Consider the following 23,293-nt stretch of genomic DNA (forward strand, 5'->3'; position numbering starts at 1 on the left):
CAGTCCATCACCGTCCCACGCCCCTTCGAGGAGCAGAGATGCCCGGACGACGTCACCTCGTACTGGCCACCGCGGTGGCGCGGACGGTGGTTCTCGGCGGGGTGCCGGACGCGCCCGCCGCCCCGCGCCGTCCGGCCGCCCCGCCGGGCCCCGGCTCGCCGGAGATCGGGCCGTCGGCGCCGCTCGGCGGGCTCCAGGGGTTCCTCCGGGCGGGCGTGCCCGAGGTGACCCGTGTGTCCGGGAACTGGGCCGGCTACCTGGTGTCCGGCGAACCCGGGTCGTTCACCGTCGTGGAGGCCCGGTGGACCCAGCCGGCCGCGGACTGCGCGGACGCGCCCTACGACACGATCGCGGCGGTCTGGGTGGGCCTGGACGGCACCGACGGCGGCAAGGGCACCGTCCAGCAGACCGGCACCTCGTCGGAGTGCGTCGAGGACGAGCGGGTGTACAACGCCTGGTACGAGATGTGGCCGGGCGTCGCGGTCGAGTACAACGACCCGGTCGAGCCCGGTGACCGGCTCTGGGCCAGGGTCGAGTACATCGGCAACGACACGTACGAGCTCTTCCTCCGGAACATCACGAAGAAGTGGACGGAGATCACCTACGCGAAGCCGCGGGCGGGGGCCGACCCCAAGCGAGCCTTTGCCGAGGTGATCGTCGAGGCGGGGCGGGGGCCCCGGGGGACTTCCTTCCTGACCAGGTTCGGCAGAGTGGCGATCACCGGCGCCAAGATCAACGGGAAGCCGCTCGGGGACTCGGGCCCGTCGAAGGTGATCATGAAGAAGGATGACGTCCTCAAGGCCACCACCACGAAGCTGACGGATGGTGGGTCGGCCTTCCGGGTGATCTGGAAGAACTGGGGAGCGTCGGCCCGGCCCGGGCCGACGTCGCCGTCCAGGAACGCCCGCTGAAGCGCGCCGCCATGGCTGACTCGATGTCAGTCCGCATTCTCCCCAAGCCCTTTCAAGGAGAAGAAATGCCCGTACCGCGTCATGCCCTGCTGGCCGCAACGGTCGCCCTGGTGGCGATCCTCGGTAGCGCACCCCCCGCATCCGCCGCCCCGAGCCGGACGGCCGCCCCGCCGGTCCAGGGCCCGGCGGCGATCCGGCCGACGTGGCCGCACGGTGCGCTCCCGGGGTTCCCCCGGGCGGCCGGGCCCGCGGCGACGCGAGGCAGTAGGAACTGGTCCGGTTACGTGGCGGCCGACAAACCCGGGTCGTTCACCAGTGTGGAGGCCCATTGGATCCAGCCGGTGGCCAACTGCACCGGCGCCACCGCCGACTCGGTCGCCGCCCTCTGGGTCGGCCTCGACGGCAGCCGGGCAGGCAGGGGCACCGTCCAGCAGACCGGAACGACGGTGAGTTGCGTCGACGGCCGGCCGGAGTACCTCGCCTGGTACGAGATGTTCCCGGCGGAGCAGGTGTACTACAACGACCCGGTCGAGCCCGGCGACGAGCTCTGGGCGAGGGTCGCGATCATCGGCACCAACCGCTACGAACTCCTGCTCCGGAACGTCACGAAGAAGTGGACCGAACTCAGCTATGCGGAGCCACCGGAGGGGGCGGACCCCAAGCGGGCCTCCGCCGAGGTGGTCGTCGAGGCGGCGTCACGCGTGGCCGGCGAGCCCCGGGTACTGACCGACTTCGGCACGGTGTCCTTCACGACCGCCAAGGTCAACGGGCAGCCACTCGGGGATTCCGACCCGGACGAGGTGACCATGGTGAGGGACGGCATCGTCAGGGCCACCCCGTCACCCCTGACCGACGGCGGGACGGCCTTCGAACTGACCTGGGTGGCGAACTGAGCGCCGACCGGGGGCGGGGGCGCCCCGTGACGGCGGGCCGTCGTCGGGGGCGCACTGCGTGGCGGCGGCGGGGACCGCGGGGCCTCGGTTCCCGACCGGGTCCGGCGCGGTGACGGTCAGGGGGTGCGGCGGTAGGAGGTGACGGAGATCCTGACCGGGCCGTCGTCGGAGGCGGTGGTGAGGGTGCGGACGACGGCGACGTCCTGGCTGCCGGGGGCGCGGACGCAGAAGGCGCGGTCGGGGCGCAGGCGCGCGAACGGCAGGCCGGAGACGGGCTGGGTCTCGATGCCCTTGAGGCAGTCGGCCAGGGTGAGGGAGCCGGTCGGGGAGATGTGGGCGTCGCTCTCCTCGGGGATGTAGAACTCGCCCGCGTGGCGGCCCAGGTACCAGGGGGCGGTGTCCTGGGGGACCACCTTGCCGGCCCTGAGGTCGAACTCGTGGAACTGGTCGGGGGAGGTGAGTTCGAGGTCGGTGAAGGCGACCGTGTAGCCGGGGACGGCGGTCGGCGGCGCCGACGGGGACGGCGCGGAGGGGGCGGGGGCGGTGGCCGGGCCGGTGGTCGGGGGCAGGCTGCCGGTGGCGGCGACGGTCTGGTCGTCGAGGTCGTCGAGGTACTCGGGGTCCAGGAGGACGACGGCCGCCGCGGCGCCGACCAGGACGGCGACGGTGGTCAGCAGGGCGGTGAGGGCGCCGCGGCGGGCGGTGGACGCCGCTCTGCGGCGACCGGGGGCGAGCGGTGACGGCTCCGGCTGCAGCAGGGTGGGGGCCGGGACGGCGCGGACGCGGGCGGTCGGGGCGTCGGCCGCGGCGCGGGCCGGGTCGAGCTCGGTGGCCGGCGGGGGAGGCGTGGTCGGCAGCTCGCTGTGGCGGTGCAGTTCGGTGCTGACCTGCCGGGGCAGCCAGTCGTCGGAGAAGCGGAGCTCGCCGCCGGTGGCGGGGTGGTTGCGGGCCGCCTCGATCAGCCAGCCGGTGTCCGGGCGGTCCGCGGGGTCCTTGGCCAGGCAGCGCAGCGCTAGGTCGTGCAGCCCGAGCGGAAGGCGGGAGAGATCGGGCTCCTCGTGCACGGCCCGGTAGAGCGAGGCGGACTCGGGGCCGTCGCCGAAGGGCGCCGTGCCGGAACCGACGAAGGCGATCAGGGCCCCGAGGGCGAAGACGTCGGTCGCGGGGGTGGCGGGCCGGCCGAGGGCCTGCTCCGGGGCCATGAAGCCCGGCGAGCCGATGCGCAGGCCGGTGCCGGTGAGCGGGCTGGCGTCGGCGGCGCGGGCGATCCCGAAGTCGATGACGCGTGGGCCGTCGGCGGCGACGAGGACGTTGCCGGGCTTCAGGTCGCGGTGGACGACGCCGGCGGAGTGGATCGCCTGCAGGGCCTCCGCGATGCCGGCGAGCAGCAGCAGGACGGTCCGCTCGGGCAGCGGGCCGTGCTGGGCGACGACCTGGTGGAGGGAGGGGCCGGGCACGTAGGCGGTGGCGAGCCAGGGGGTGGCGGCCTCGGCGCCCGCGTCGACGACCTGGGCGGTGTAGAGGCCGTGGATGCGCCGGGCGCTGGCGACCTCCTGCGCGAAGCGGTGCCGGAACTCCGGGTCCTCGGCGAGCTCGGGCCGGACCGCCTTGAGCGCGACCGGCCGCCCGCCGGGGGTGTAGGCGAGGTAGACGCGGCCCATGCCACCCGCGCCGAGCCGCGCGCAGAGGCGGTAGCCGCCGATCTCGCGGGGGTCGTCCGGGGACAGCGACTGGAAGGCCGAGGAGGCGGGGGTGCCGAAGGGCTCTACGGTCATGGTGGCTCTCCCAGCGGGTCGAACGGTCGGGACGAAGGGTGGTGCGGAGGATGGTGCGGCGGGCCGGCCGGCCGGGTGGGACAGGGCGGGGTCGGGCCCGCGCGGGTGCACCGGCGTCCGGAGTCGCACCGGATCATAGCCTCGACTGGAGTTTCAGTCAGGATCGGCCCCGGAGGGTCGGCCGGGGAGGTCGTCCGGGTAAGGTGATCGCTTGTGGCTGACCGTCGAACCTTGATCATGGAAGCGGCCGCGCGGGTGATCGCCCGGCGCGGCGTCCGCGGGCTGCGCGTGGAGGAGCTGGCCGCCGAGGCCGGGGTGTCCACCGCGCTGATCTACTACCACTTCAAGGACCGCGCGGGGATCCTCCGCTCGACGCTGGAGTTCATCAACGACCGGGCCGAGCGCTACACGACGGAGCGCGAGCCGGACGCGCCGCCGCTGGACGCCCGGGGCGAGCTGGAGCAGACGCTGCTGCTGGAGTTCCAGGACACCCCCGAGGTGCGGGAGAACAGCACGGCCTGGGGGGAGCTGCGGGCGAGTGCGGTCTTCGACCCCGATCTGCGGGAGGACCTGGCCCGCGCCACCCTCGTCTGGGTGCAGGAGGTGGCCGAGCTGCTCGGCCGGGTGCGGCCGATGAACGGGGCCGCCGCCCTCGCCGCCTCCGCGGAGCGGCTGACCGCGCTGCTGGAGGGGCTGAGCGTCCGCTGGCTCAGCGGAAGCCTGCCGCTGGAGCACGCCCGGGAGCTGATGGCGGGCGCGATCGACGGCGAACTGGAGCGTTTGCGCGGCTGAGGGCCGCCTGCGGGTGGCCTGCGCCGGTTCCGCCGGCGCGCACGGATCCCGACCCCGGGCCAGACGGCCCGGGGCCTTTCGTGTGTCGCGCCGGGGGTCGGCGGCCCCGGCCGGCGTGTGTGCGGGAAGGCGCGTGTTCGGAAATGCGTCGACCCGCGATCCAAGGTTTGACTGAAGATTCAGTCAGTGTCACAGTGGGGCACGCGGAGCCGCCGGTTCGTCCGGTCGGCCATACTCGATTCTGGAGATCCGTATGAGCGACACCCACGGTGGCAGCCGTTCCCTGTTCGGCCGCCTCTTCGGAGCCCCGCCGCCGCGTGCGGCGGAGCGCGGGCAGTGGCGCGACCCGGAGCACGGCCTGCCGCAGTGGTGGGTGGACCGCGACGACGTCCCGCACGCCCGTACCTGGATGTCCTGGCCCTCCCGCAAGTCCGTCTGGGGCCGGCAGCTGGCCGGCGTCCAGCAGGACATCGCCCTGATCGCCCGGACCGTCGCCCGCTTCGAGCCGGTGGTCATGTGCGCACCGGACGACTACAGCGTCCGGGAGGCCCGCTCGCTGTGCGGGCCGGGCGTCACCGTGACCGACGACGTCCCCACCGACGACCTGTGGATGCGGGACACCGCCCCGGTCTTCCGCCGGGACGGCGGCGGTCGGCTCGACGCGGTCGGCCTCAACTTCAACGGCTGGGGCGGCAAGCAGACCCACCGCGACGACGCCGAGGCGGCGCGCGGCATCGCCGGGGTGCTCGGACTCCCCTTCTCCTACGCGGACTTCGTCGGTGAGGGCGGGTCGGTCGAGACGGACGGCGACGGCACCCTGATGGCCACCGAGAGCAGCCTGGTCAACAAGAACCGCAACCGGGGGATGAGCCGGGACGAGATCGAGGAGGCCGTCCTCGACGTGTACGGCGCGGACCGGATGATCTGGGTGCCCGGCATCAGGGGCAAGGACATCACCGACGACCACATCGACGTCACCTCGCGGTTCGTCCGGCCCGGCGTCGTCATGGTGCAGCTGCCCCCGGCGGACCGCCGTGACGTCTGGGCCCGCGACGCCCGCGAGCAGTTCGACATCCTCTCCCGCGCGACCGACGCCAGGGGCCGCCGGCTCCGGGTGATCCGGGTGGACGGCCCGGACACGGTCCGCTCGCGCGATCCGAAGTTCGTCGACTCGTACCTCAACTTCCACGTCGTCAACGGCGGCGTGATCACGGCCCAGTTCGGCGACCCGGCCAAGGACGAGGCCGCCCGCCGCGCCCTCGCCGAGGCCTTCCCCGGACGCGAGGTCGTCCAGCTCGACGTCGACCGCCTGATGGCCGGGGGCGGCGGCATCCACTGCTCCACGATGCAGGAACCGCTGCCGTGAGGCCGGTCCCCGGCGGCACCGTCGCTCCCGGGCCCGTCGTCCGCCCCGTGACCACGCCGGGGTGGCACACCTCCACCCACGCACGTCCCGTACGCCTTCCTTCGTTCAGCCGGAGAGTTCCGTGACCAACCCCTCCTCGCCGTTCCCCGCCACCCGGGCCACCCCGTCCCGTCGCACGATGCTGCGTGCCGTGGCCGGCGCCGGCCTGCTGGCGCTGGGCGCCACCGCCTGCTCCGACCTGGACGAGCCCGCCGAGCCCGAGCCGGGCACGCCGGGCACGCCGGGCGCACCGGGCACGTCCGACGCGCCGGGCACGGCCGCGCCGCCGTCGAAGCCCGGAGGGGCGGGGGCGGCCCCCGGGCGCAGGTTCGGCGCCGAGTGGGAGAGTCACGCCCGGACCTTCATGTCCTGGCCGGCGTCCACCGGCATCTGGGCCGACCAACTCCCCGACGTCCGCGGCGACATCGCACGGCTGGCCCGCGCCGTCGGCGCCTACGAGCCGGTCGTGATGTTCGCCCGGCCCGCCCAGGTGGACGCGGCGCAGAACGCCTGCGGCAAGGACGTCGAGGTGGTCCCGCTGCCCGTCGACGACCTGTGGGCGCGTGACACCGTGCCCGTGTTCGTCGAGGACGGCGGCACACTCAAGGGCGTCGACTTCAACTTCAACGGCTGGGGCAACAAGCAGAAGGAGCACGGCAACGACTCGGCGCTGGCCGCCGCGGTGCTCGGGAAGTACGGGGTCGAGCGGGTCCGCACGCCGGTGGTCGCGGAGGGCGGCTCCTTCGAGACGGACGGGCAGGGGACGCTGCTGGTGACCGAGAGCTCGGTGGTCAACCAGCGCCGCAACCCCGGCAGGAGCCGGGACGAGATCGAGGCCGAGCTGAAGAAGGCGCTCGGCGTCACCAAGGTGATCTGGTTCGCCGGCGTCCGGGACCAGGACATCACCGACGCGCACGTGGACTGCCTGGTCCGGTTCGCGGCCCCCGGTGTCGTCCTGCTCGACCAGCCCTTCCCCGGGGCGCCCGCCGACGTCTGGTCGCGCTCGGCCGCCCAGGCCCGCGAGGTCCTGAAGGGCGCCACCGACGCCCACGGGAAGCCGCTGCAGGTGATCGACCTGCCGCAGCCGGACCCGGACCGGATCACCGGCCGTGGCGACGCCTTCGTCTCCTCGTACATCAACTTCTACGTCGCCAACAAGTCGCTGTTCCTGCCGCGATTCGGCGACGCCAAGGCCGACGACCGGGCCCAGCAGATCCTGCGGGACCACTTCCCCGGTCGCGACATCGTCCCGGTGAAGATCGACAACATCGCCTCCGGCGGCGGTGGGATCCACTGCTCCACCCACGACCAGCCCGGCAAGCCGGAATCCTGACGCTCCTGCGGGCGGGGCACGTGCACGCCCGCACCGGCCCGGTCTCGCCGGACGGCGGACCGCTGCACTCCGGGCCGCTGCACTCCGAACCCGCTGACTCCGTCAGCCTCGACCGCCTCTACTTCCGGTAGAGGTTTCCGACCGGGTGTGGGGCCCGCCCCCGAGCCGTACTGCGGCTCGGGGGTTTCGGCGTGTCCGGTCCACCGCTGCCGGACGTGTCGGTGCTGGAGGTGCTGCGCCGCTGCCCGCCGGACGGACAGCCGAAAGCCGCCGTGGGCGACACGGGGTGTCGCCCACGGCGGCTTCGGTCCGGCCGGTGCCGGGCTGTCGCGGCCGTCAGGCGGGGGGATCGGTCCGGCGTGTCCGGTCGGCTCCGGCCGGTGCCGCCGCTGCGGTGGACGGAGCCGGGGTCCCGGCGGGTGGTGCCGGGGGCGCCGCCGAGCGGGGGTGCTCGGCGGCGGTGTCGCCGGCCGCCGGTGGCGCCTCGGCCTCGCGCATGGCGGCCGTCTCGGCCTTGAGGATGCGCATGGACTTCCCGAGGCCGCGCGCCATGTCGGGCAGCTTCTTCGAGCCGAAGAGCAGGACGACCACGGCCACCACGACCAGGAGGTGCCAGGGTTCCAGACCATTGCGGAGCATCGCGTCTCACCGGGCCTTTCGGAGCAGGGGGATGGGCTCGGTCGAGCGGGACCACTCTCGCATTGACTGAAATCTCAGTCAATGCTCGATCGATGGCTCGCGCGCTCGGCGGCGATCGCCTCGCCGAGCAGCGTGCGGGCGTGGTCGAGCGGGAGCGACCCGCTCAGCCACCGTACGCTGAGGCCCTCTAGGAGGGCGGTCAGGCGCTCGGCGGAGGCGGCGTGGGCGGGGGCGGTGCCGGCCGGGTGGGCGCGGCCGAGCAGCTCGGCGATCTCGTGCACCCAGGTGTGGGTGGCCCTGGCCAGGTCCTCGCGCAGGCTGGACTCGAAGACCGCGCTTGCTCTCAACTCGCCCCAGGCGGTGCTGTTCTCGCGCACCTCGGCGGTGTCCTGGAGCTCCAGCAGGAGGGTCCGCTCCAGCTCCCCGCCGGGGTCGTCCGCCGCTCCGGTGCGGGCGGGCTCGGCGGTGTAGCGGTCGGCCCGCTCGCCGATGAACTCCAGCGTCTCGCGGAGGATCCCGGCGCGGTCGGTGAAGTGGTAGTAGATCAGCGAGGTCGACACTCCGGCCTCGGCCGCCAGCTCCCCAACCCGCAGTCCGCGGACGCCGCGTCGTGCGATGACGCGGGTGGCGGCTCTGACTATCTCTGTTCGACGGTCTGACACAGTCGTTCACTGTACTCGCACGTAGGCGGCTCGGGCTCGATCCGCTGACCACATCTTCAGGATTTGTTGCGCCGGGTGCGGTCCCCAGGGCTCCTGCGAGGTGGATGGACGGGGAAATCGGTGCGTTCGCGCACGGGACGGGCTCCAGCAGGCTGGTCGGGCGGCGGGTTGAGGCAGCTGCGAGCGAAATATTGACTGAACTTTCAGTTCGGTCCAGGATGTCGGTTACCCCACACCTCCCGATCCCTCCAGGGAGCTTCATGAACACCCCCAACTCCTCCCGGCGCAGCCTGCTCAAGTTCGGTGCCGCCGCCCTGCCGCTGGCCGCGCTCGGCGCGGTCCTCCCGGTGAGCGCCCGCGCCGCCGAGTCGTCGGCCGCGGCGTCGCCGGCGGGGCCGGTCCTGCGGATGCCGGCCGAGACCGACCGCCACACCCGGACCTTCATGGCCTGGCCCGCGCTGTTCTCGGTCTGGCAGAACCAGCTGTCCGCCGTACGCCGGGACATCGCCAACCTGGCCTACGAGATCTCGCGCTTCGAGCCGGTCGTCGTCCTAGCCCGCCCCGGGCAGGCCGCCGACGCGCGCTACTACTGCGGGTCCGGCGCCTACCACGCCATCGACGTCCTGGAGATCGCCAACGACGACCTGTGGATCCGCGACTTCGGGCCCACCTTCGTCGTCGCCCCGGGCGCGATCGCCGGTGTCGACACCAACTTCAACGGGTGGGGGAAGACCGGCACGGCCTACTACCAGCCGTTCGCCAACGACGCCGCGGCGGCCGGCACCCTCCTCGCGGAGTACGGCGTCGGCCGGGTCCGCGCCCCGTTCGTCGGCGAGGGCGGCTCGCTGGAGACCGACGGGGACGGCACCCTGCTGGCCACCGTCAGCTCGCTGGTCAACCCCAACCGCAACCCCGGCATGTCCCAGGACCAGGTGGAGCAGGCGCTCAAGTCGTCGCTGGGCATCGACAAGGTCGTCTGGGTCCCGGGGCTTGCGGGCCAGGACATCACCGACTGCCACATCGACTGCCTCGCCCGGTTCACCGCCCCCGGCCGGGTCCTCCTGGACCAGCCCGGTCCCGGTGCCGACGCCAAGTGGGTGGCGGTCTACAACGAGGCGAAGCGGGTCCTGCAGAACGCCACCGACGCCCGGGGCCGGCGGCTGGAGATCACCGAGCTGCCCGGTCCGGACCGCACCCTGATCCGCGGCCGCGGCAAGGAGTTCCTCTCCAGCTACAGCAACTACTACACCGTCAACGGCGCCGTCATCGCCCCCCAGTTCGGTGACGGCTACGCGGACGGCGTCGCCTACGCGATCCTCCAGGCCAAGTACCCGGACCGGCGGATCGTCCAGGTCGGCATCGACAGCATCGCGAGCGGCGGCGGTGGCATCCACTGCGCCACGCAGTCGCAGCCGGCCGTGCCGGGCGCCGTCTGACCCTCCCGGCTCCTCCCGCCCTGGCGTGGTGTGCGCCCGGGCGGGAGGCCCCACCGACGGACCCCTCCCACCGACCCGACCCCCCACCGACCGAACCGCCCCACCGACCGAACCTCCCAGCAGAGAAGAGTCCCACCGTGAGTACCCGTGGTTACCGCATGCCCGCCGAGTGGACCGAGCACGAGGGCTGCCTGATGGCCTGGCCGACCAGGGCCGACCTGTGGGGCGACACCCTCGACGAGGCCCGGCGCGAGTACGCCGAGGTCGCCCGGGCGATCGCCGCGTTCGAACCGGTGACGATGGTCGCCTGCCCCGGTCAGGGCGACGAGGCCCGCGTCCTCTGCGGGGAGGGCGTCGAGGTGGTGGAACTCCCCATCGACGACTCGTGGTTCCGCGACTCCGGCCCGATCTTCGTGCTCGACGAGGACGGCCGGCGCGCCGGCGTGGACTTCCGGTTCAACGCGTGGGGCGGCAAGCACCACCCGTTCGACACCGACGACCGGATCGCCGGCGTCCTGCTGGAGCGCCTCGGCGTCGAGCGGATCGACTCCCGGATGATCCTGGAGGGCGGCGCCGTCACGGTCGACGGCGAGGGGACGCTGATCACCACCGAGCAGTGCCTGCTGCACCCCAACCGCAACCCGGGCATGACCAAGGCCGAGATCGAGGCCGAACTGATCGAGAAGCTCGGTGTCACCACGGTGATCTGGCTCCCGTACGGCGGGCTGCTGGACACCGAGACGGACGGTCACGTCGACGGCGTCTGCGCCTTCGTGGCGCCGGGCAAGGTCGTCGTCCAGCTGCCGAGCGACCCCGGTCACCCGGACTACTACCGGATGATCGAGAACCGGGCCGTGCTGGAGGCCGCCGTCGACGCCAGGGGCCGGAAGCTGGAGATCATCGACCTGCCGCAGAGCGCGTTCGTCCAGGTCGACGGCAAGGAGACCGAGGTCGGCTACCTCAACTTCTACATCGCCAACGGCGGCGTGGTCGTCCCGATCGCCGGCGTTCCGGAGGCGGACCAGGGGGCGCTGGCCGTGATCGCGGCCGCGCTGCCCGGCCGCAAGGTCGTCGGCGTGCGCTCCCGGGTGATCGCCTACGGCGGCGGCGGTGTCCACTGCATCACCCAGCAGGTGCCCGCGGCGCGCCGCACCGCGTGAGCCCACCTCCCCGGTGACGCCCGCCTCCCCCTGAGCAGGACCGGCGGGCCGCGGGCCCACTCCCGTCGGCCCGCCGGTCCGCCCCCCCTCGCAGTCCCGTCCCGCACGGAAGAGAGCCACCCTCATGCCAGACCCCCGCAACGGGTCGAGAACGACCCGCAGGCCCCGCCGCCGGCACCCGCTCACGGCCGTGGCCGCCGCCGCCCTCGTCACCTCCATGCTCGCGGCCGCCTGCTCCGGCCCGCCGAAGACCGGCGGCTCCGAAGGCGAGTCGTACCGGCTCTCCGCCGGAACCCCCGCGGCCGGGGGCGAGCTGGACTCCTTCACCTGGGCCGTCTACGCCGAACCGCCCACCCTCGACTACGTCTCCGCGTTCGACTACCCGCAGAACACCGTGCTCTCCAACGTCTGCGAGAGCCTGATGCGGTGGACGCCGCAGCTGACCCTCGCCCCGGGGCTCGCCGAGAAGGCCTCCAACCCCGACCCCACCACCTGGGTCTACGACCTGCGCCCCGGCGTCCGCTTCCACGACGGCGGCACGATGACCGCCGACGACGTCGTCTACAGCCTCGGCCGGCAGATGGACCCCCAGAACGCCGCCGCCTGGGCCCAGCAGTTCCAGAACGTCGGCTCCGTCACCAAGACCGGCCCGCTCCAGGTCACCGTCAAACTCACCCAGCCCGACTCGCAGTTCAACCAGTACATGGCCACCGCCGCCGGCGTCGTCGCCTCCCGGGCCGGGATCGAGGCGGCCGGCAAGGACTACGGCACCGGCGGCAGCCTCGCCTGCACCGGCCCGTACGCGCTGGGCAGCTGGACCAAGGGCCAGTCGATCGAGCTGCAGCGCTTCGACGGCTACTGGGGGACCAGGGCCAAGTCGGCCAAGGCCGTCTTCCGCTTCCTCACCGACCCCTCGGCCCGGGTCAACGCCCTGCTCAGCGGCGAGGCCGACGGCGGCTACCTGATCCCGACCGAGTCGTACGAGCGGCTGCGCTCCGCAGGCCCCGGCACCCTCTACTTCGGCGAGGGCCTCAGCACCGTCAACGTCAACGTCACCAGCATGCAGGGCGTGCTCGGCGACGTCCGGGTCCGCCGGGCGCTCTCGCTCGCCCTCGACCGCTCCGGCTTCGTCCGCACCGGACTCGGCGGCGCCGGAAGCGTCACCGGCTCCCTGACCACCCGGGCGGCCTGGGCCGGCGCGCCCGAGGAGGTCCGCAAGGCCGCCTTCGACGGGCTCACCCCCACCGCCCCCGACATCGAGCGGGCCAAGGCCCTGGTCAAGGAGGCCGGCGCCACCGGGAAGACCCTCACCGTCGCCACCAGCCCGATCGGCCAGGACGTCTCGGTGCTGGCCACGGCCGTGCAGTCCGCCGGCGCGAAGATCGGCCTGGACGTCCGGCTGAAGACGGTCGCCCCCAACGCCTTCACCGCCCTGTTCACCGACCCGGCGGCGCGCGAGGGCATCGACATGTTCCCGGAGACGTACTACGACTCCATCACCGACCCGCTCGACCTGCTGGCGAACTTCAGGACCGGCGCCTACCAGAACTTCGCGTCCTTCAGCGACCCCGCCTACGACGAGCTGGTCAAGAAGGCGGTCGCCGCCACCGACCCGGCCCAGCGGTTCGCCGTCACCGCGCAGCTCCAGAAGACCGCCTCCGACCAGCTGCTCTGGATCCCCGTCGCCGAGTGGCCCACCGCGGTGTTCCTCAACAAGCGGATCACCGGCGCCCCCACCACCATCTCCTACATGTACTACCCGTGGGCGGCCGACGTGGGGGCGGCCCGGTGAGCTTCCTGAGATTCGCCGCCCGCCGGCTGGTGGAGATGGCCGCCACCCTGGCCGGCGCCTCCTTCCTGATCTTCGGCGCGATGCACCTCGCCCCGGGCAGCCCGGCGAGCTTCCTGCTCGCCGGCCGCTCGGCCTCTCCGGAGGCACTGCAGGCGATCAACGCCCAGTACCACCTGGACGACCCGTTCCTGCTCCAGTACCTGCGCTGGGCCGGCCGGATCCTGCACGGCGACTTCGGCCGCTCGATCACCTACCGCACCGACGTCTCCCGGCTGCTGGCCGACCGGCTGCCCGCCACCCTGCTCCTGGTCGTGATGGCGCTCGTCCTCGTCGTCGCCCTCGGCCTGCTGCTCGGCTGGATCGGCGCCGTCCGCGGCGGCGCCGTCGACTCGGCCGTCCTGGTCTCCACCACCGTCGCCGTCGGCACCCCCTCCTTCGTCGCCGCCGTGCTGCTGCAGGGTCTGTTCGCGGTGAAGCTGGGCTGGTTCCCTAGCGGCGGCACCGGGGACGGCGTCGGCGACATGATCTGGCACCTCGCCCTGCCCGCCGTCGCCCTCGCCCTCTACCTGATCGGCATGCTCGCCCGGGTCACCCGCGCCGCGATGGCCGACGTCCTCGGCCACGAACACGTCACCGTCGCGCGCAGCCGCGGCGTCACCGGACACCATGTGATCCGTCGCCACGTCTTCCGCAACGCCCTGGGCACCGTGCTGACCACCGGCGGTCTGATCGTCTCCACCCTCCTGGTCTGCACCGTCCTGGTGGAGACCGCCTTCAGTGTCGGCGGCGTCGGACAACTGCTCGAACTGTCCACCACCACCAAGGACTTCCCCACCGTGCAGGCCATCTCCCTGATCATGGTCGGCCTGTTCATGGCCGTGAACCTGGTCGTCGACCTGCTCCACCCGCTGGTCGACCCGCGGGTCACCCTCGGATCCCGGAAGGCCACCGGATGACCGCCACCCTGCTGCGCCGGCCCGGACTCGGCCGCCTGCGCACCGACCGCGCGCCGCTGCACCGGATCTGCCTCGCCTTCGTCGTCCTGGTCGTCCTCGCGGCACTGCTCGCACCCTGGATCGCCCCCCAGGACCCGAACGTCGTCGACCTGGGCGACGCCCTCGCCGGCCCCTCCGGGGAGCACCTGCTCGGCGTCGACGCCTCCGGACGCGACACCCTGGCCCGGCTGCTCACCGGAGCCCGCACCTCCCTGCTCGGACCGCTCGGCGTGGTCGCCTTCTCCACCCTGGCCGGCGTCGCCGTCGGCGTCACCGCCGCCTGGCGCGGCGGCTGGCTGGACTCCGTCCTCTCCCGGAGCACCGAGCTGGTCTTCGCCTTCCCCGGCCTGCTGCTGGCCATCCTGATCGTCTCCGTCTACGGGGAGGGCCTGCTCGCCCCGGTCCTCGCCCTCGCCGTCGCCTACCTGCCCTACGTCAGCCGCCTCACCCGCTCGCTCGTCCTCGCCGAACGCGCCCGGCCCTACGTGGAGGCCTACCAGGTCCAGGGCCACTCGGGGCTCCAGATCTGCCTGCGCCACGTCCTGCCCGGCATCGCCCCGGTGGTCCTCGCCCAGGCGACCGTCAACTTCGGCTACGCCCTGATCGACCTGGCCGGCCTCTCCTTCCTCGGGCTCGGCGTGCCCGCCCTCACCCCCGACTGGGGCCGCATGGTCTTCGACGGCCAGTCCGCCGTGCAGCACGGGTACCCGCTCTCCGCGGTCCTGCCCTGCCTGGCGATCGTGCTGACCGTCGTCGCCTTCAACGTCGTCGGCGAGCGCTGGGCCGACCAGGTCGCCAGGAGGGACCGATGACCGCACGCCGCACGCCCGCGTCCGACCCGACCGCGCGCCGCACGGCCGCATCCGAGCCGACCGCGTCCGACCCGGCCGCGTCCCGCACGACCGCGTCCGACCGGGCCGCACTCGACATCCAGGCCTACCGGCTGCGCCTGCCCGGCACCGCCCGGCCGGTCCTGGCCGGCGTCGACCTCACCGTGGCCGCCGGCGAGACGGTCGCCCTGGTGGGGGAGTCCGGCTCCGGCAAGAGCCTCACCTCCCGCAGCGTCCTCGGACTGCTGCCGGAGGGCGCCACCACCGAGGGCGCCGTGCGCGTCGGCGGCGAGGACGTCCTGACCATGACGCCCGACCGGCTGCGCCGCCTGCGCACCGGCACCGCGGCGATGATCTTCCAGGACCCCCGGGCCGCCATCAACCCGATGCGCCGCCTCGGCGACTTCCTCACCGAGAGCGTGCGGCTCAACGGCGGGCTCACCGCCGCGGCGGCGACCACGCGGGCCACCGAGATGCTGGACGCGGTGGGCCTGCCCGCCACCGTCCTGGACCGCTACCCGGGCCAGGTCTCCGGCGGCATGCTCCAGCGCGTCATGATCGCCGCCGCCCTGATGGGCGACCCCACCATCGTCCTCGCCGACGAGCCCACGACCGCGCTCGACGTCACCACCCAGGCCGAGGTGATCGCGCTCCTCGGCGAGCTCCAGGAACGGTTCGGCACCGCCCTGCTGTTCGTCACCCACGACCTCGGCCTCGCCGCCGCCATCAGCGACCGGGTCTGCGTCATGTACGCCGGCCGGATCGTCGAGACCGGTCCCGCAGAGGCGCTGTTCGAGCGGCCGCGCCACCCGTACACGGCCGCGCTGCTCGCCTCGACGCCACGCCTGGAGGCCCCCGGGAGCCGGCTCGCCGCGATCGAGGGCCGGCCGCCCAGCCTGCGGGACGAGGTGACGGGCTGTCCGTTCGCGCCCCGCTGCCCGCTCGCCACCTTCCTCTGCACCCAGCAGGAGCCCGCGCTGCTGCCGGTGGAGGCCGAACCGGCACGCCGCGCCGCGTGCCACCACAGCGACCGCACGGGGGAGGAGAGCGCGGATGCGTAGCCCCGGAACCACCGCCGCCCGTCCGAAGGGAACGCCGCCGATGCCACAGCCAGACAGCGGGAGGGCCGTGTTGGAGGCCGTCGGCCTGCGCCGTGCCTACGGCGGCGTCCGCGCGGTCGACAACGTCTCCTTCACCCTGTTCGAGGGCGGGTCGCTGGGCATCGTCGGCGAGTCCGGCTCCGGCAAGACCACCACCGCCCGGATCGTCGTCGGCCTGGAACGGGCCGACACCGGTCGGGTCCTGGTGCACCGCCGGGACCGCACCGAGCACCGGCGCGGCCGCGCCCACCGGCTCGCCCGGGCGCGCGAGGTCCAGATGGTCTTCCAGGACCCGTACCAGTCCCTGGACCCGCGCACCACCGTCGGTGCCGTGCTGCGCGAGACCCTGCGACTGCACTTCCCCGACGCGGACCACCCGCGCCGGATCGCGGAACTCCTCGACCGGGTCGGCCTCGGCGAGCGCGAGGCCGGCGCGCTGCCCCGGCAGCTCTCCGGCGGGCAGCGCCAACGGGTGGCCATCGCCCGGGCGCTGGCCGTGGAGCCGGCCGTGCTGGTCCTGGACGAGGCCGTGGCGGCGCTCGACGTCTCGGTCCAGGCCCAGATCCTCAACCTGCTCGCCGACATCCGCGAGCAGACCGGCATCGGCTACCTCTTCATCACCCACGACCTGGGCGTGGTCCGGTGCGTCACCGAGGACGTGATCGTGATGCGGCACGGGAAGGTGGTCGAGTCCGGGCGGACCGCCGACGTCCTCGCGCGCCCGCAGCACCCCTACACCCGGCTGCTGCTGGAATCCGTGCCCAGGCCCGGGTGGGACCCGCGGTCCATCGCCGCCGCCCGCCGCGCCCTGGCGGAGCGCGCCCCGTAGGGCGCCCGGCGCGCGTCACCCCGTGCCGGGTCCGGACCGCCGACGCCCCCACGGCGGCGGTCCGGACCCGTTTCCCCCGACCGGCGGCGGGCGGGTTCACCGGCTCGCCGCCCGGCCGCCCCTACTGTCGGATATCACCTGCTTTCGGGTGAATCCGAGCCGTGAGGGGACCCTGCCGTGAGAGAACCACGCCTGAGCCGCCGGGCCCTGCTCCGCTCGGGGGCCGCGGTCGCCGCACTGTCGCTGCTGGAGGGCTGCGGCGACGACGAGGGCCCGTCCGGGGAGTCGCCGTCCGGGGAGTCGCCGCCCGGAGCCGGGCCCTCCACGGCCCCGACCGCGGCGACCACGACGACCGCTCCGGCCTCCTACGCCATGCCGGCCGAGTGGCTCCCGCACACCCGGACGTTCATGGCCTGGCCGGCCCTCGAAGAGGTGTGGGGCGACCAACTGCCCGCCGTCCGCCAGGACATCGCCCACGTGGCGCAGGCCGTCGCCCGGTTCGAGCCGGTGGTGCTGATGGCGCGCCCGGACCAGAGCGCCGGGGCCCGGCAGCTCTGCGGCTCCAGCGTGGAGGTGATCGACCTCCCGGTGGACGACCTGTGGGCCCGCGACACCGGGCCGACCCTCGTCACCGGCCCGGGCGGACTCGCCGGGGTCGACCTCAACTTCAACGGGTGGGGGAACAAGCAGACCCACGGCGAGGACAGCCAGGTCGCGCGCAGGCTCCTCGACCGCTACGGGGTCCGGCGCATCCAGGCGCCGATCACCGGGGAGGGCGGCGGGATCGAGGTCGACGGCGAGGGCACGCTGATGGCCACCGAGAGCTCGTGGGTCAACGGGAACCGCAACCCGGGCAAGAGCCGCGACCGGATCGAGGCGGCCATGAAGCAGCTGTTCGGGGTCGAGAAGGTGATCTGGTTCGCCGGGGTGGCGGGGCAGGACATCACCGACTGCCACATCGACGCCCTGGCCCGGTTCGCCGAGCCGGGCGTCGTGGTGATCCACCGCCCGGGCCCCGACTCCCCGCCGGACATCTGGTCCCGGGCCTCCGACCAGGCACTGCAGGTGCTCCGGGACGCCACGGACGCCGGGGGCCGTCGGCTGCGGGTCGTCGAGCTGGCCGAACCCGACCTCAGCGGCCACCCGGACCCCGGCAAGGACTTCCTGGCGACGTACCTCAACTACTACGTGGTCAACGACGCGGTGATCATGCCGCGGTTCGGCGACCGGGCGTCCGACGACCGCGCGGCGGGCGTCCTGGCCGACCTCCACCCCGGGCGCGAGGTAGTCCAGGTGGACATCAACGCCATCGCGGCCGGCGGTGGGGGCATTCACTGCTCCACCCAGCAGCAGCCCGTTGCCGGCGGTGCCGCGTCCTCGTCGGGGCCGGCCTGACCTTCCTGCGGAGGGCGCCGCGCCCCGGGTCCCGTCTGTCGGCAGGGGCGGCTAAGCGGCGCCGGCCGCGAGCCCGAACACGAGCGCCCGCATCACCGGAGCGGGGTCGACGGCCGCGCCCAGGGACTGGAAGGCGGCGAGCCCGTCGGTCCCGGCTGCGGCGGCCTCGCCCAGCGGGCGGGGGTCGAACGCGCCGTCGTGCTCGTCCGCGAGTACCCGGAACAGTGCGACGAAGCACTCCCGCCACCGCCGGTACTCCGCCTCCAGGCACTCCCGCACGCGCTCGTCGCCCGCCGCGAACCAGTGCAGGGCGGCGTGGACCCGGGCCAGGTCGCCGGCCTCCGGTTCGGCCAACAGCCCGACGACCCGCTCGGCCCGTTCGGCGAACGTGCCCGGCCCGGCCACCGCCTCCTCCAGGGGCGTGATCCACTCCGGCCGGATGCTCTCCACCAGCGCCACGATCAGGTCGGTGCGGTTCGCGAAGTGGTAGTGGCACATGCCGTGGGTCACCCCGCCCAGGGCCGCGACGTTGCGGGTGGTGAAGGGCGTCGAGCCGTCCCCGGCGAGCAACTCCCGTGCGGCGGCGAGCAGCCGTGCGCGCGTCTGCTCGCCCTTGGCGGAGGGGCGCGGACGCCTGAGAGCGGGGGCCTCGCCGGACCTCGCCTCGCCGGTGTTCGCCCTGCCGGTGTTCGCCCTGCCGGACTTCGCCTCGCCGGATTGCGCAGCACGTTGAGCCATCGGGCCACTCTAGGGCCTGCTCCCGGGCCCCCGCCCGCCGACCGCTGCGCAAAGCATTGACCGAGCGCTTGGTTAGTTTTACCGTCTTGGCCATCGCGTGGACCGACCACCGATGGACAAGCAGGACAGGAGGCCGAGAGATGAACGGTCACGACGCACCGCACGTCTCGTCCGGAAGAGTCCCGGGTGCAATCGGGCGGCGGGGGCTCCTCGCCGCCACCGGACTCGCGGTGGCGGGCACCGCCCTCGGGGCGAACGGAGCCCGCGCCGCACTGCGGGCAGCCGCCCCCGCCACCCCCGCCGCCTCCGCGGCCGGCACCTTCGCGGTGCCGGTCGACACGGTGGCCCACACCCGGACCTGGATGGCATGGCCGGACGACCCCGCCATCTGGACCGGCCGCCGCGGCGGCCGCCGCGGCGGCACCACCCCGTCGCTCGCGCAGATCCAGGCGAACATCGCGCTGGTCGCCAACACCATCGCCAAGTACGAGCCCGTCTACCTGTGCGCCAACCCCGCCGCCGCCGCGGGCGCCCGCCGGGCCTGCCCGTCGGCCAACATCACCGTGATCACCACGGTCCCGGTCAACGACTGCTGGATGCGCGACTCCGGACCGGTCTTCCGCACCGACGGGCTCGGCGGCCTGGACGCGATCGGCCTCAACTTCAACGGCTGGGGCGGCAACCAGACCTACACCAACGACGGCAAGGTCGCCGCCCGCGTCGCCGCCCTCGTCGGCGTCCCCTTCACGGCGGCCGGCCTGGTCGCGGAGGGCGGCGCGATCGAGACCGACGGCGCAGGCACGTTGATGGCCACCCGGAGCAGCATCCTCGTCTCCAACCGCAACCCGGCCATGACGCAGGCCCGGGCCGAGGCCGCGATGACGGCGGCGTACGGCGCCTCGAAGGTCATCTGGTTCACCGGGGTCGCCGGGCAGGACATCACCGGCGACCACGTCGACGCGACCTCCCGCTTCCTCGCCCCGGGCCGAGGCCTCGTCCAGCAGCCGAACGCCACCGACGACCCGTCGGACGTCTGGACGAAGGACGAGCTCAACCAGTACAGCGTGCTCTCCGCGGCGACCGACGCCCGCGGCGTGCGGATCCAGGCCACCAAACTCGGCGGCCCCGACTACTACGTCATCCGGCAGAGCGACCCGTACTTCGTCGGATCCTACGCCAACTACTACGTCTGCAACGGCGCCGTCATCGCGTCCCAGTTCGGCGACTCGCGCGCCGACGCCGCCGCGAAGGCGAAGCTCCAGTCCCTCTTCCCCGGCCGGGTCGTCGAGCAGCTGAACGTCGACTACATCGGCCTCGGCGGCGGCGGCATCCACTGCGTCACCCAGCAGCAGCCGAAGCCCTGACGGCTCCGGCTGCTCACAGCCTCGACCAGCGGCTCCTCGGCCGGTCGTGCGGCGGCACGCCCGGCCGAGGAGTCAGTGGGGGCGTTCCCCGGGCCGCTTCGGCACAGGCCGCTTGCGCTTGCACGCGTGGCCGGCGACCAGCTCGGTCCGCTCGTCGACGGTGCGGAGCAGCCACCCCGCGACGGGAAAGTCACCGCATTCGGCGCACGTGCCGGTGGTCCACACCGCCCCGATGGGCTGCCCGCCGGCGCCGCTCACCCGGTGCCGCCCTGGCGGTAGCCGCGGTATCCGGCGAGCGCGACCTGGCCGCTGACCCAGGCTCGTGCGCTGTGCTCCAGAGCGAATCGACGCGCCTGTCCCTCGCCGTCACGGACGAGCTCGTCCGTGGCCCTGTCCCGTACCGCCCACAGCCCCTCGCCGTGACGCGCGGCCGACAGCTGCACGGGTACGTAGCGGGCAGCAACCCGCTGCTGGGTGGTGAGCCCGTCACCCCGCCACACCCGCACGGTCACCGTGCCGCCGCTCGCGAGGCGGAGGGGCCAGTCGATCCGCCCTTCGCCGTCGAGCAGCTTCTCGATCGGCCGCGTGTCGCCGGCGCCGAGGAGCCGGTGCATCGCGCGCCGCTGGAAGTCACCGATGGCCAGGCCGCGAAGGCACTGCCAAAGGGTGGTGATGGCGGTCTCGATCGGCTCGACGGTCGGATCCAACACGCCGTCCACCGCCACCGTCAGGTCCCCGTCTTCGGTGGTCATGCCCTCACCACCTCGGGGTCCTCGGCCGACCGGCAGGCGGCGCAGACGACGACAGCCCAGCCGAGCGCCGCCTGGCCGCTACCGGTAGGGGTGTACCGGTGGCCAGCTGGAATCAGTGGTGATTCCACAGTTCCGCAATCGATACAGGCCTTGCCTTGCAGACGTGCGGGGCTGATTGATTCGGGGGCTACCCCCGTCAGGTCGTATGTCCCTGTCACATCAACCAGCGTCCCCTGTCGAAGACACCGGACTTACCACAGGCAGTGGTAAAGATTCAGACGGCTTTGGCCCAGCGGGCGAGCGCCAGCACTTGATCGTCACGGCCGCGTGTCAGCCGGACCATCGTGGCCAGCTCCGTCCGCACCTGCCCGTGTTCTCGAACATGCTGAGGGGCGATCTGGCGGGCGACCAACAGCGCTTCGGCTGCATGGTGTGGCCGGCCCAGTTGTACCTGGGCTCGGCCCAGGTCGATGTAGTAGTGACTTCTACGCTCGGCTGGCATCTCGTGCGGTGGCGACCACCGATCAGCAGCGTCGACCGCCGCCCGCAGGTCCGCGGGATCGCCCAGTTCCACCGCGACCGACAGCCGATGGATCTCCAAGCTGTCCGGTCCCACCGCCGTGCCGTCGTACACGCGCTCCCGTACCCGATGGGCTAGCAGCTCGGCCTCCCGAAGATGTGCCCGGGCCTCGTTCGGCAGCCGCAGCCGGCCGGCCGTCACGGCCGCCCGCATGTGCAGCGCAGCGCCGGCAGCGGCGAGTGGCTCGCTTGAGGGAGCCGGTAGTTGGTCGATTGCGGCTCTGAGCGACCGCAGCCCAGGACCAAGCTGATCGGCAGCGAAGAACGTCTCCATGCGGACGTAGGCCGCCGCTGCGGTGAGCGCCGGGTCGGAAGCGAGCGAGGCGGCCCAGCGCATCAGCTCGACAAGCCGAGCGCTGAGGTCGCGATACCCGTACTTGTAGGCGACCGAGTCCGCCGACCTGAGCGCCAGAGCGAGCAGATACGCAGCCTGCTCGTGTTCCCTGCCCCGAGCCTGATCGACAGCGCGGAACAGCTCCGCGAGGAGCGCAGGCGTCTGCTCGGCGAGGCGGGTGTAGCGCGACTGGAGACGGTCCTCGACTGCGAGATCAACTGCCGCCGCGAGCTTCGGCAGAGTCCGGACCTGTCCATCCTCCGGGAGATCGTAGGCTGCGATCACACGCTGCAACCCGGGAATAGCGTGGTGGACTCCGCTGTCGGTGCGGACCGGTCCGCCCAGCAGGTACTCGGGCGTGGTGTGAAGGACCCGGGCCAGTGCCTCCAGTACCTGCCCACTGGGTTTGCGCTCGGCAGTGCCAACCTTATGGATCATGCTGGCTGAGACTCCGGACCGCTCGGCCAGCTGACGACGAGAGAGGCGCGCTGCGGCGCGCGCGGTTTCGAGACGCAGTCCCAACACTGTTGAAGCAGGCACGGGCACTCTGAACTCCGTTCCGCGGTTGCTATCGGAACGGTACCGGCGCCCAGGCGGGCACGGGCCGAATCTCCTCGTCCGGCACGCCTTAGCGGCGACTGCGCTAGCCGGGGATCAGCGCGTCGGCCAGCTCGGTCAGGGAGTCCACCGTCCAGTCGGCATCCGGCGCAGCGGTGGTGAGGCCGATCGGCCCCCGGCGGAGGTGAGCTGCCCGAACACCGGCAGCGCGTGCGGGGCCGATGTCGTTGGCCGGGTGGTCGCCGACGTACACGATCTCCTGAGGCTCGCCCGGTGCCCACTCAACCACCCGCGCGAAGAATGCGGGCGCAGGCTTGGACACGCCCCACTCTCCCGAGGTGGCGATGGCGTCGGCGGGCAGGCCGAGCCCCCGCAAGAGCTTGGTGACCTGCGCGTTCTGGTTACCTACGATCCCAACCCACAAGCCTGCCGCCTGCAGCCGAGCGAGGGCTGGGCGTACATCGGGATAGAGGTCCGTCTCGTCAAGGTAATCGCCTTGGCCGGCGGCCTGCCGGGCCCGCCACTCCGCGCCGACGTCCACCCCCGGCCGGATGATTCGAATGGCGTCGGCGTTGTCCCGACCTTCCGCCAGTACGGCGCCCACCAGCGCGGACATGGTGTGCGGAGGGACGCCGAGCCATTGCGCCCAGGCTGCCCAGTAGCGGGTGTCGCTGGTCAGGGTCTCGCCGATGTCGAACACAACGGATCGCACGCTCACGTCCGCAGCCTAGCCGCGAGACGTCTTGCCGGTGGCCTCTCCCAAACAACCGTCGAACACGGTGGGCCGCAGAGGTCCGGGTCGGGGTTTGCCTCGGGGGCGTAGTGGGCGTAGTGTCGACTGGTCGCTCGGCAGGGAGCACCGGACACGCATCGGCGCGGACGGTCCCGGGGCGGCCGATCCCTAGAAACATCACTTCCCGGTTCAGGCCGGGTCGCGTCGCGCCTCTGTGGCCTCGCGGCTCGGGGTGAATTCGACGTGCCTGTTTATATGGATTGCGGCCGGATTCGCTTTTCGGAGCGG

At 73.1% G+C, this 23,293-nt stretch carries 21 protein-coding genes; 14 read left to right on the top strand and 7 right to left on the bottom strand.

Annotated elements, in window-relative coordinates; all coding sequences use genetic code 11:
• Positions 1 to 38: 38 nt before the first annotated feature.
• A complete protein-coding gene (locus RMN57_RS32910; protein ID WP_313766941.1) occupies positions 39 to 911 on the top strand; it encodes a G1 family glutamic endopeptidase in 873 nt (290 codons plus the stop codon).
• Positions 912 to 976: 65 nt separating this feature from the next.
• Positions 977 to 1,804 (top strand): G1 family glutamic endopeptidase, encoded by an 828-nt coding sequence (locus tag RMN57_RS32915; protein ID WP_313766942.1) that lies wholly within the window; start codon positions 977 to 979, stop codon positions 1,802 to 1,804.
• Between the two features lie 116 nt (positions 1,805 to 1,920).
• Here the strand turns inward: RMN57_RS32915 and RMN57_RS32920 are convergent, their stop codons facing one another.
• Entirely contained in the window at positions 1,921 to 3,579 is a 1,659-nt protein-coding gene (locus tag RMN57_RS32920; protein ID WP_313766943.1) for a serine/threonine-protein kinase, read from the bottom strand.
• A gap of 237 nt (positions 3,580 to 3,816) precedes the next feature.
• Here RMN57_RS32920 and RMN57_RS32925 point away from each other — a divergent pair, with 237 nt between their 5' ends.
• From RMN57_RS32925 to RMN57_RS32935, 3 genes are all read left to right on the top strand, one after another.
• Positions 3,817 to 4,371, top strand: coding sequence for a TetR/AcrR family transcriptional regulator (locus RMN57_RS32925; protein WP_380237089.1), 555 nt, complete (start codon positions 3,817 to 3,819; stop codon positions 4,369 to 4,371).
• A 253-nt stretch (positions 4,372 to 4,624) separates the two neighbouring features.
• Positions 4,625 to 5,737 carry an agmatine deiminase family protein gene (locus RMN57_RS32930; RefSeq protein ID WP_313766945.1) on the top strand — a complete coding sequence of 371 codons (1,113 nt, stop codon included), beginning with the start codon at positions 4,625 to 4,627 and terminating at the stop codon, positions 5,735 to 5,737.
• A gap of 178 nt (positions 5,738 to 5,915) precedes the next feature.
• Entirely contained in the window at positions 5,916 to 7,109 is a 1,194-nt protein-coding gene (locus RMN57_RS32935; RefSeq protein ID WP_313768046.1) for an agmatine deiminase family protein, read from the top strand.
• Positions 7,110 to 7,445: 336 nt separating this feature from the next.
• Here RMN57_RS32935 and tatA read toward each other — a convergent pair whose 3' ends face one another.
• Both tatA and RMN57_RS32945 read right to left on the bottom strand, forming a co-directional pair.
• Positions 7,446 to 7,748, bottom strand: a complete 303-nt coding sequence (gene tatA / locus RMN57_RS32940) for a Sec-independent protein translocase subunit TatA (RefSeq protein ID WP_313766946.1) — start codon at positions 7,746 to 7,748, stop codon at positions 7,446 to 7,448.
• Between the two features lie 74 nt (positions 7,749 to 7,822).
• Entirely contained in the window at positions 7,823 to 8,410 is a 588-nt protein-coding gene (locus tag RMN57_RS32945) for a TetR/AcrR family transcriptional regulator (protein WP_313766947.1), read from the bottom strand.
• Positions 8,411 to 8,670: 260 nt separating this feature from the next.
• Between RMN57_RS32945 and RMN57_RS32950 the strand changes: the two genes are divergently transcribed.
• The 8 genes from RMN57_RS32950 to RMN57_RS32985 all read left to right on the top strand — a co-directional run bounded on the left by RMN57_RS32950 (position 8,671) and on the right by RMN57_RS32985 (position 17,947).
• Entirely contained in the window at positions 8,671 to 9,846 is a 1,176-nt protein-coding gene (locus RMN57_RS32950) for an agmatine deiminase family protein (protein WP_313766948.1), read from the top strand.
• A gap of 137 nt (positions 9,847 to 9,983) precedes the next feature.
• A complete protein-coding gene (locus RMN57_RS32955; protein WP_313766949.1) occupies positions 9,984 to 11,006 on the top strand; it encodes an agmatine deiminase family protein in 1,023 nt (340 codons plus the stop codon).
• Between the two features lie 190 nt (positions 11,007 to 11,196).
• The gene (locus RMN57_RS32960; protein WP_313766950.1) at positions 11,197 to 12,798 is read left to right on the top strand and encodes an ABC transporter substrate-binding protein; all 1,602 of its coding nucleotides are present in this window, start codon (positions 11,197 to 11,199) and stop codon (positions 12,796 to 12,798) included.
• The gene (locus tag RMN57_RS32965) at positions 12,795 to 13,754 is read left to right on the top strand and encodes an ABC transporter permease (protein WP_313766951.1); all 960 of its coding nucleotides are present in this window, start codon (positions 12,795 to 12,797) and stop codon (positions 13,752 to 13,754) included. The genes RMN57_RS32960 and RMN57_RS32965 overlap by 4 nt, the downstream gene beginning before the upstream one ends.
• Positions 13,751 to 14,605 (top strand): ABC transporter permease, encoded by an 855-nt coding sequence (locus RMN57_RS32970; protein WP_313766952.1) that lies wholly within the window; start codon positions 13,751 to 13,753, stop codon positions 14,603 to 14,605. The genes RMN57_RS32965 and RMN57_RS32970 overlap by 4 nt, the downstream gene beginning before the upstream one ends.
• The gene (locus tag RMN57_RS32975; RefSeq protein ID WP_313766953.1) at positions 14,602 to 15,684 is read left to right on the top strand and encodes an ABC transporter ATP-binding protein; all 1,083 of its coding nucleotides are present in this window, start codon (positions 14,602 to 14,604) and stop codon (positions 15,682 to 15,684) included. The genes RMN57_RS32970 and RMN57_RS32975 overlap by 4 nt, the downstream gene beginning before the upstream one ends.
• A 40-nt stretch (positions 15,685 to 15,724) precedes the next feature.
• Positions 15,725 to 16,552, top strand: coding sequence for an ABC transporter ATP-binding protein (locus RMN57_RS32980; RefSeq protein ID WP_313766954.1), 828 nt, complete (start codon positions 15,725 to 15,727; stop codon positions 16,550 to 16,552).
• 177 nt (positions 16,553 to 16,729) lie between these two features.
• Positions 16,730 to 17,947, top strand: a complete 1,218-nt coding sequence (locus tag RMN57_RS32985) for an agmatine deiminase family protein (protein ID WP_313766955.1) — start codon at positions 16,730 to 16,732, stop codon at positions 17,945 to 17,947.
• A 51-nt stretch (positions 17,948 to 17,998) separates the two neighbouring features.
• Here RMN57_RS32985 and RMN57_RS32990 read toward each other — a convergent pair whose 3' ends face one another.
• Entirely contained in the window at positions 17,999 to 18,685 is a 687-nt protein-coding gene (locus tag RMN57_RS32990) for a TetR/AcrR family transcriptional regulator (protein ID WP_313766956.1), read from the bottom strand.
• 140 nt (positions 18,686 to 18,825) lie between these two features.
• On the opposite strand from RMN57_RS32990, the gene RMN57_RS32995 reads away from it, so the two are divergent.
• Positions 18,826 to 20,049 carry an agmatine deiminase family protein gene (locus RMN57_RS32995; protein WP_313766957.1) on the top strand — a complete coding sequence of 408 codons (1,224 nt, stop codon included), beginning with the start codon at positions 18,826 to 18,828 and terminating at the stop codon, positions 20,047 to 20,049.
• A 254-nt stretch (positions 20,050 to 20,303) separates the two neighbouring features.
• On the opposite strand, the gene RMN57_RS33000 is transcribed toward RMN57_RS32995, so the two are convergent.
• The 3 genes from RMN57_RS33000 to RMN57_RS33010 all read right to left on the bottom strand — a co-directional run bounded on the left by RMN57_RS33000 (position 20,304) and on the right by RMN57_RS33010 (position 22,990).
• A complete protein-coding gene (locus RMN57_RS33000; protein WP_313766958.1) occupies positions 20,304 to 20,801 on the bottom strand; it encodes a hypothetical protein in 498 nt (165 codons plus the stop codon).
• Between the two features lie 274 nt (positions 20,802 to 21,075).
• On the bottom strand, positions 21,076 to 22,260 hold the full coding sequence (locus RMN57_RS33005; protein WP_313766959.1) for a helix-turn-helix transcriptional regulator: 1,185 nt from the start codon (positions 22,258 to 22,260) through the stop codon (positions 21,076 to 21,078).
• 97 nt (positions 22,261 to 22,357) lie between these two features.
• Positions 22,358 to 22,990, bottom strand: a complete 633-nt coding sequence (locus RMN57_RS33010) for an HAD family hydrolase (protein WP_313766960.1) — start codon at positions 22,988 to 22,990, stop codon at positions 22,358 to 22,360.
• Between the last annotated feature and the right edge of the window lie 303 nt (positions 22,991 to 23,293).

Origin of the sequence: Kitasatospora sp. CM 4170, from assembly GCF_032110285.1 — a bacterium.
Classification (GTDB): Bacteria; Actinomycetota; Actinomycetes; order Streptomycetales; family Streptomycetaceae; genus Kitasatospora; species Kitasatospora aburaviensis.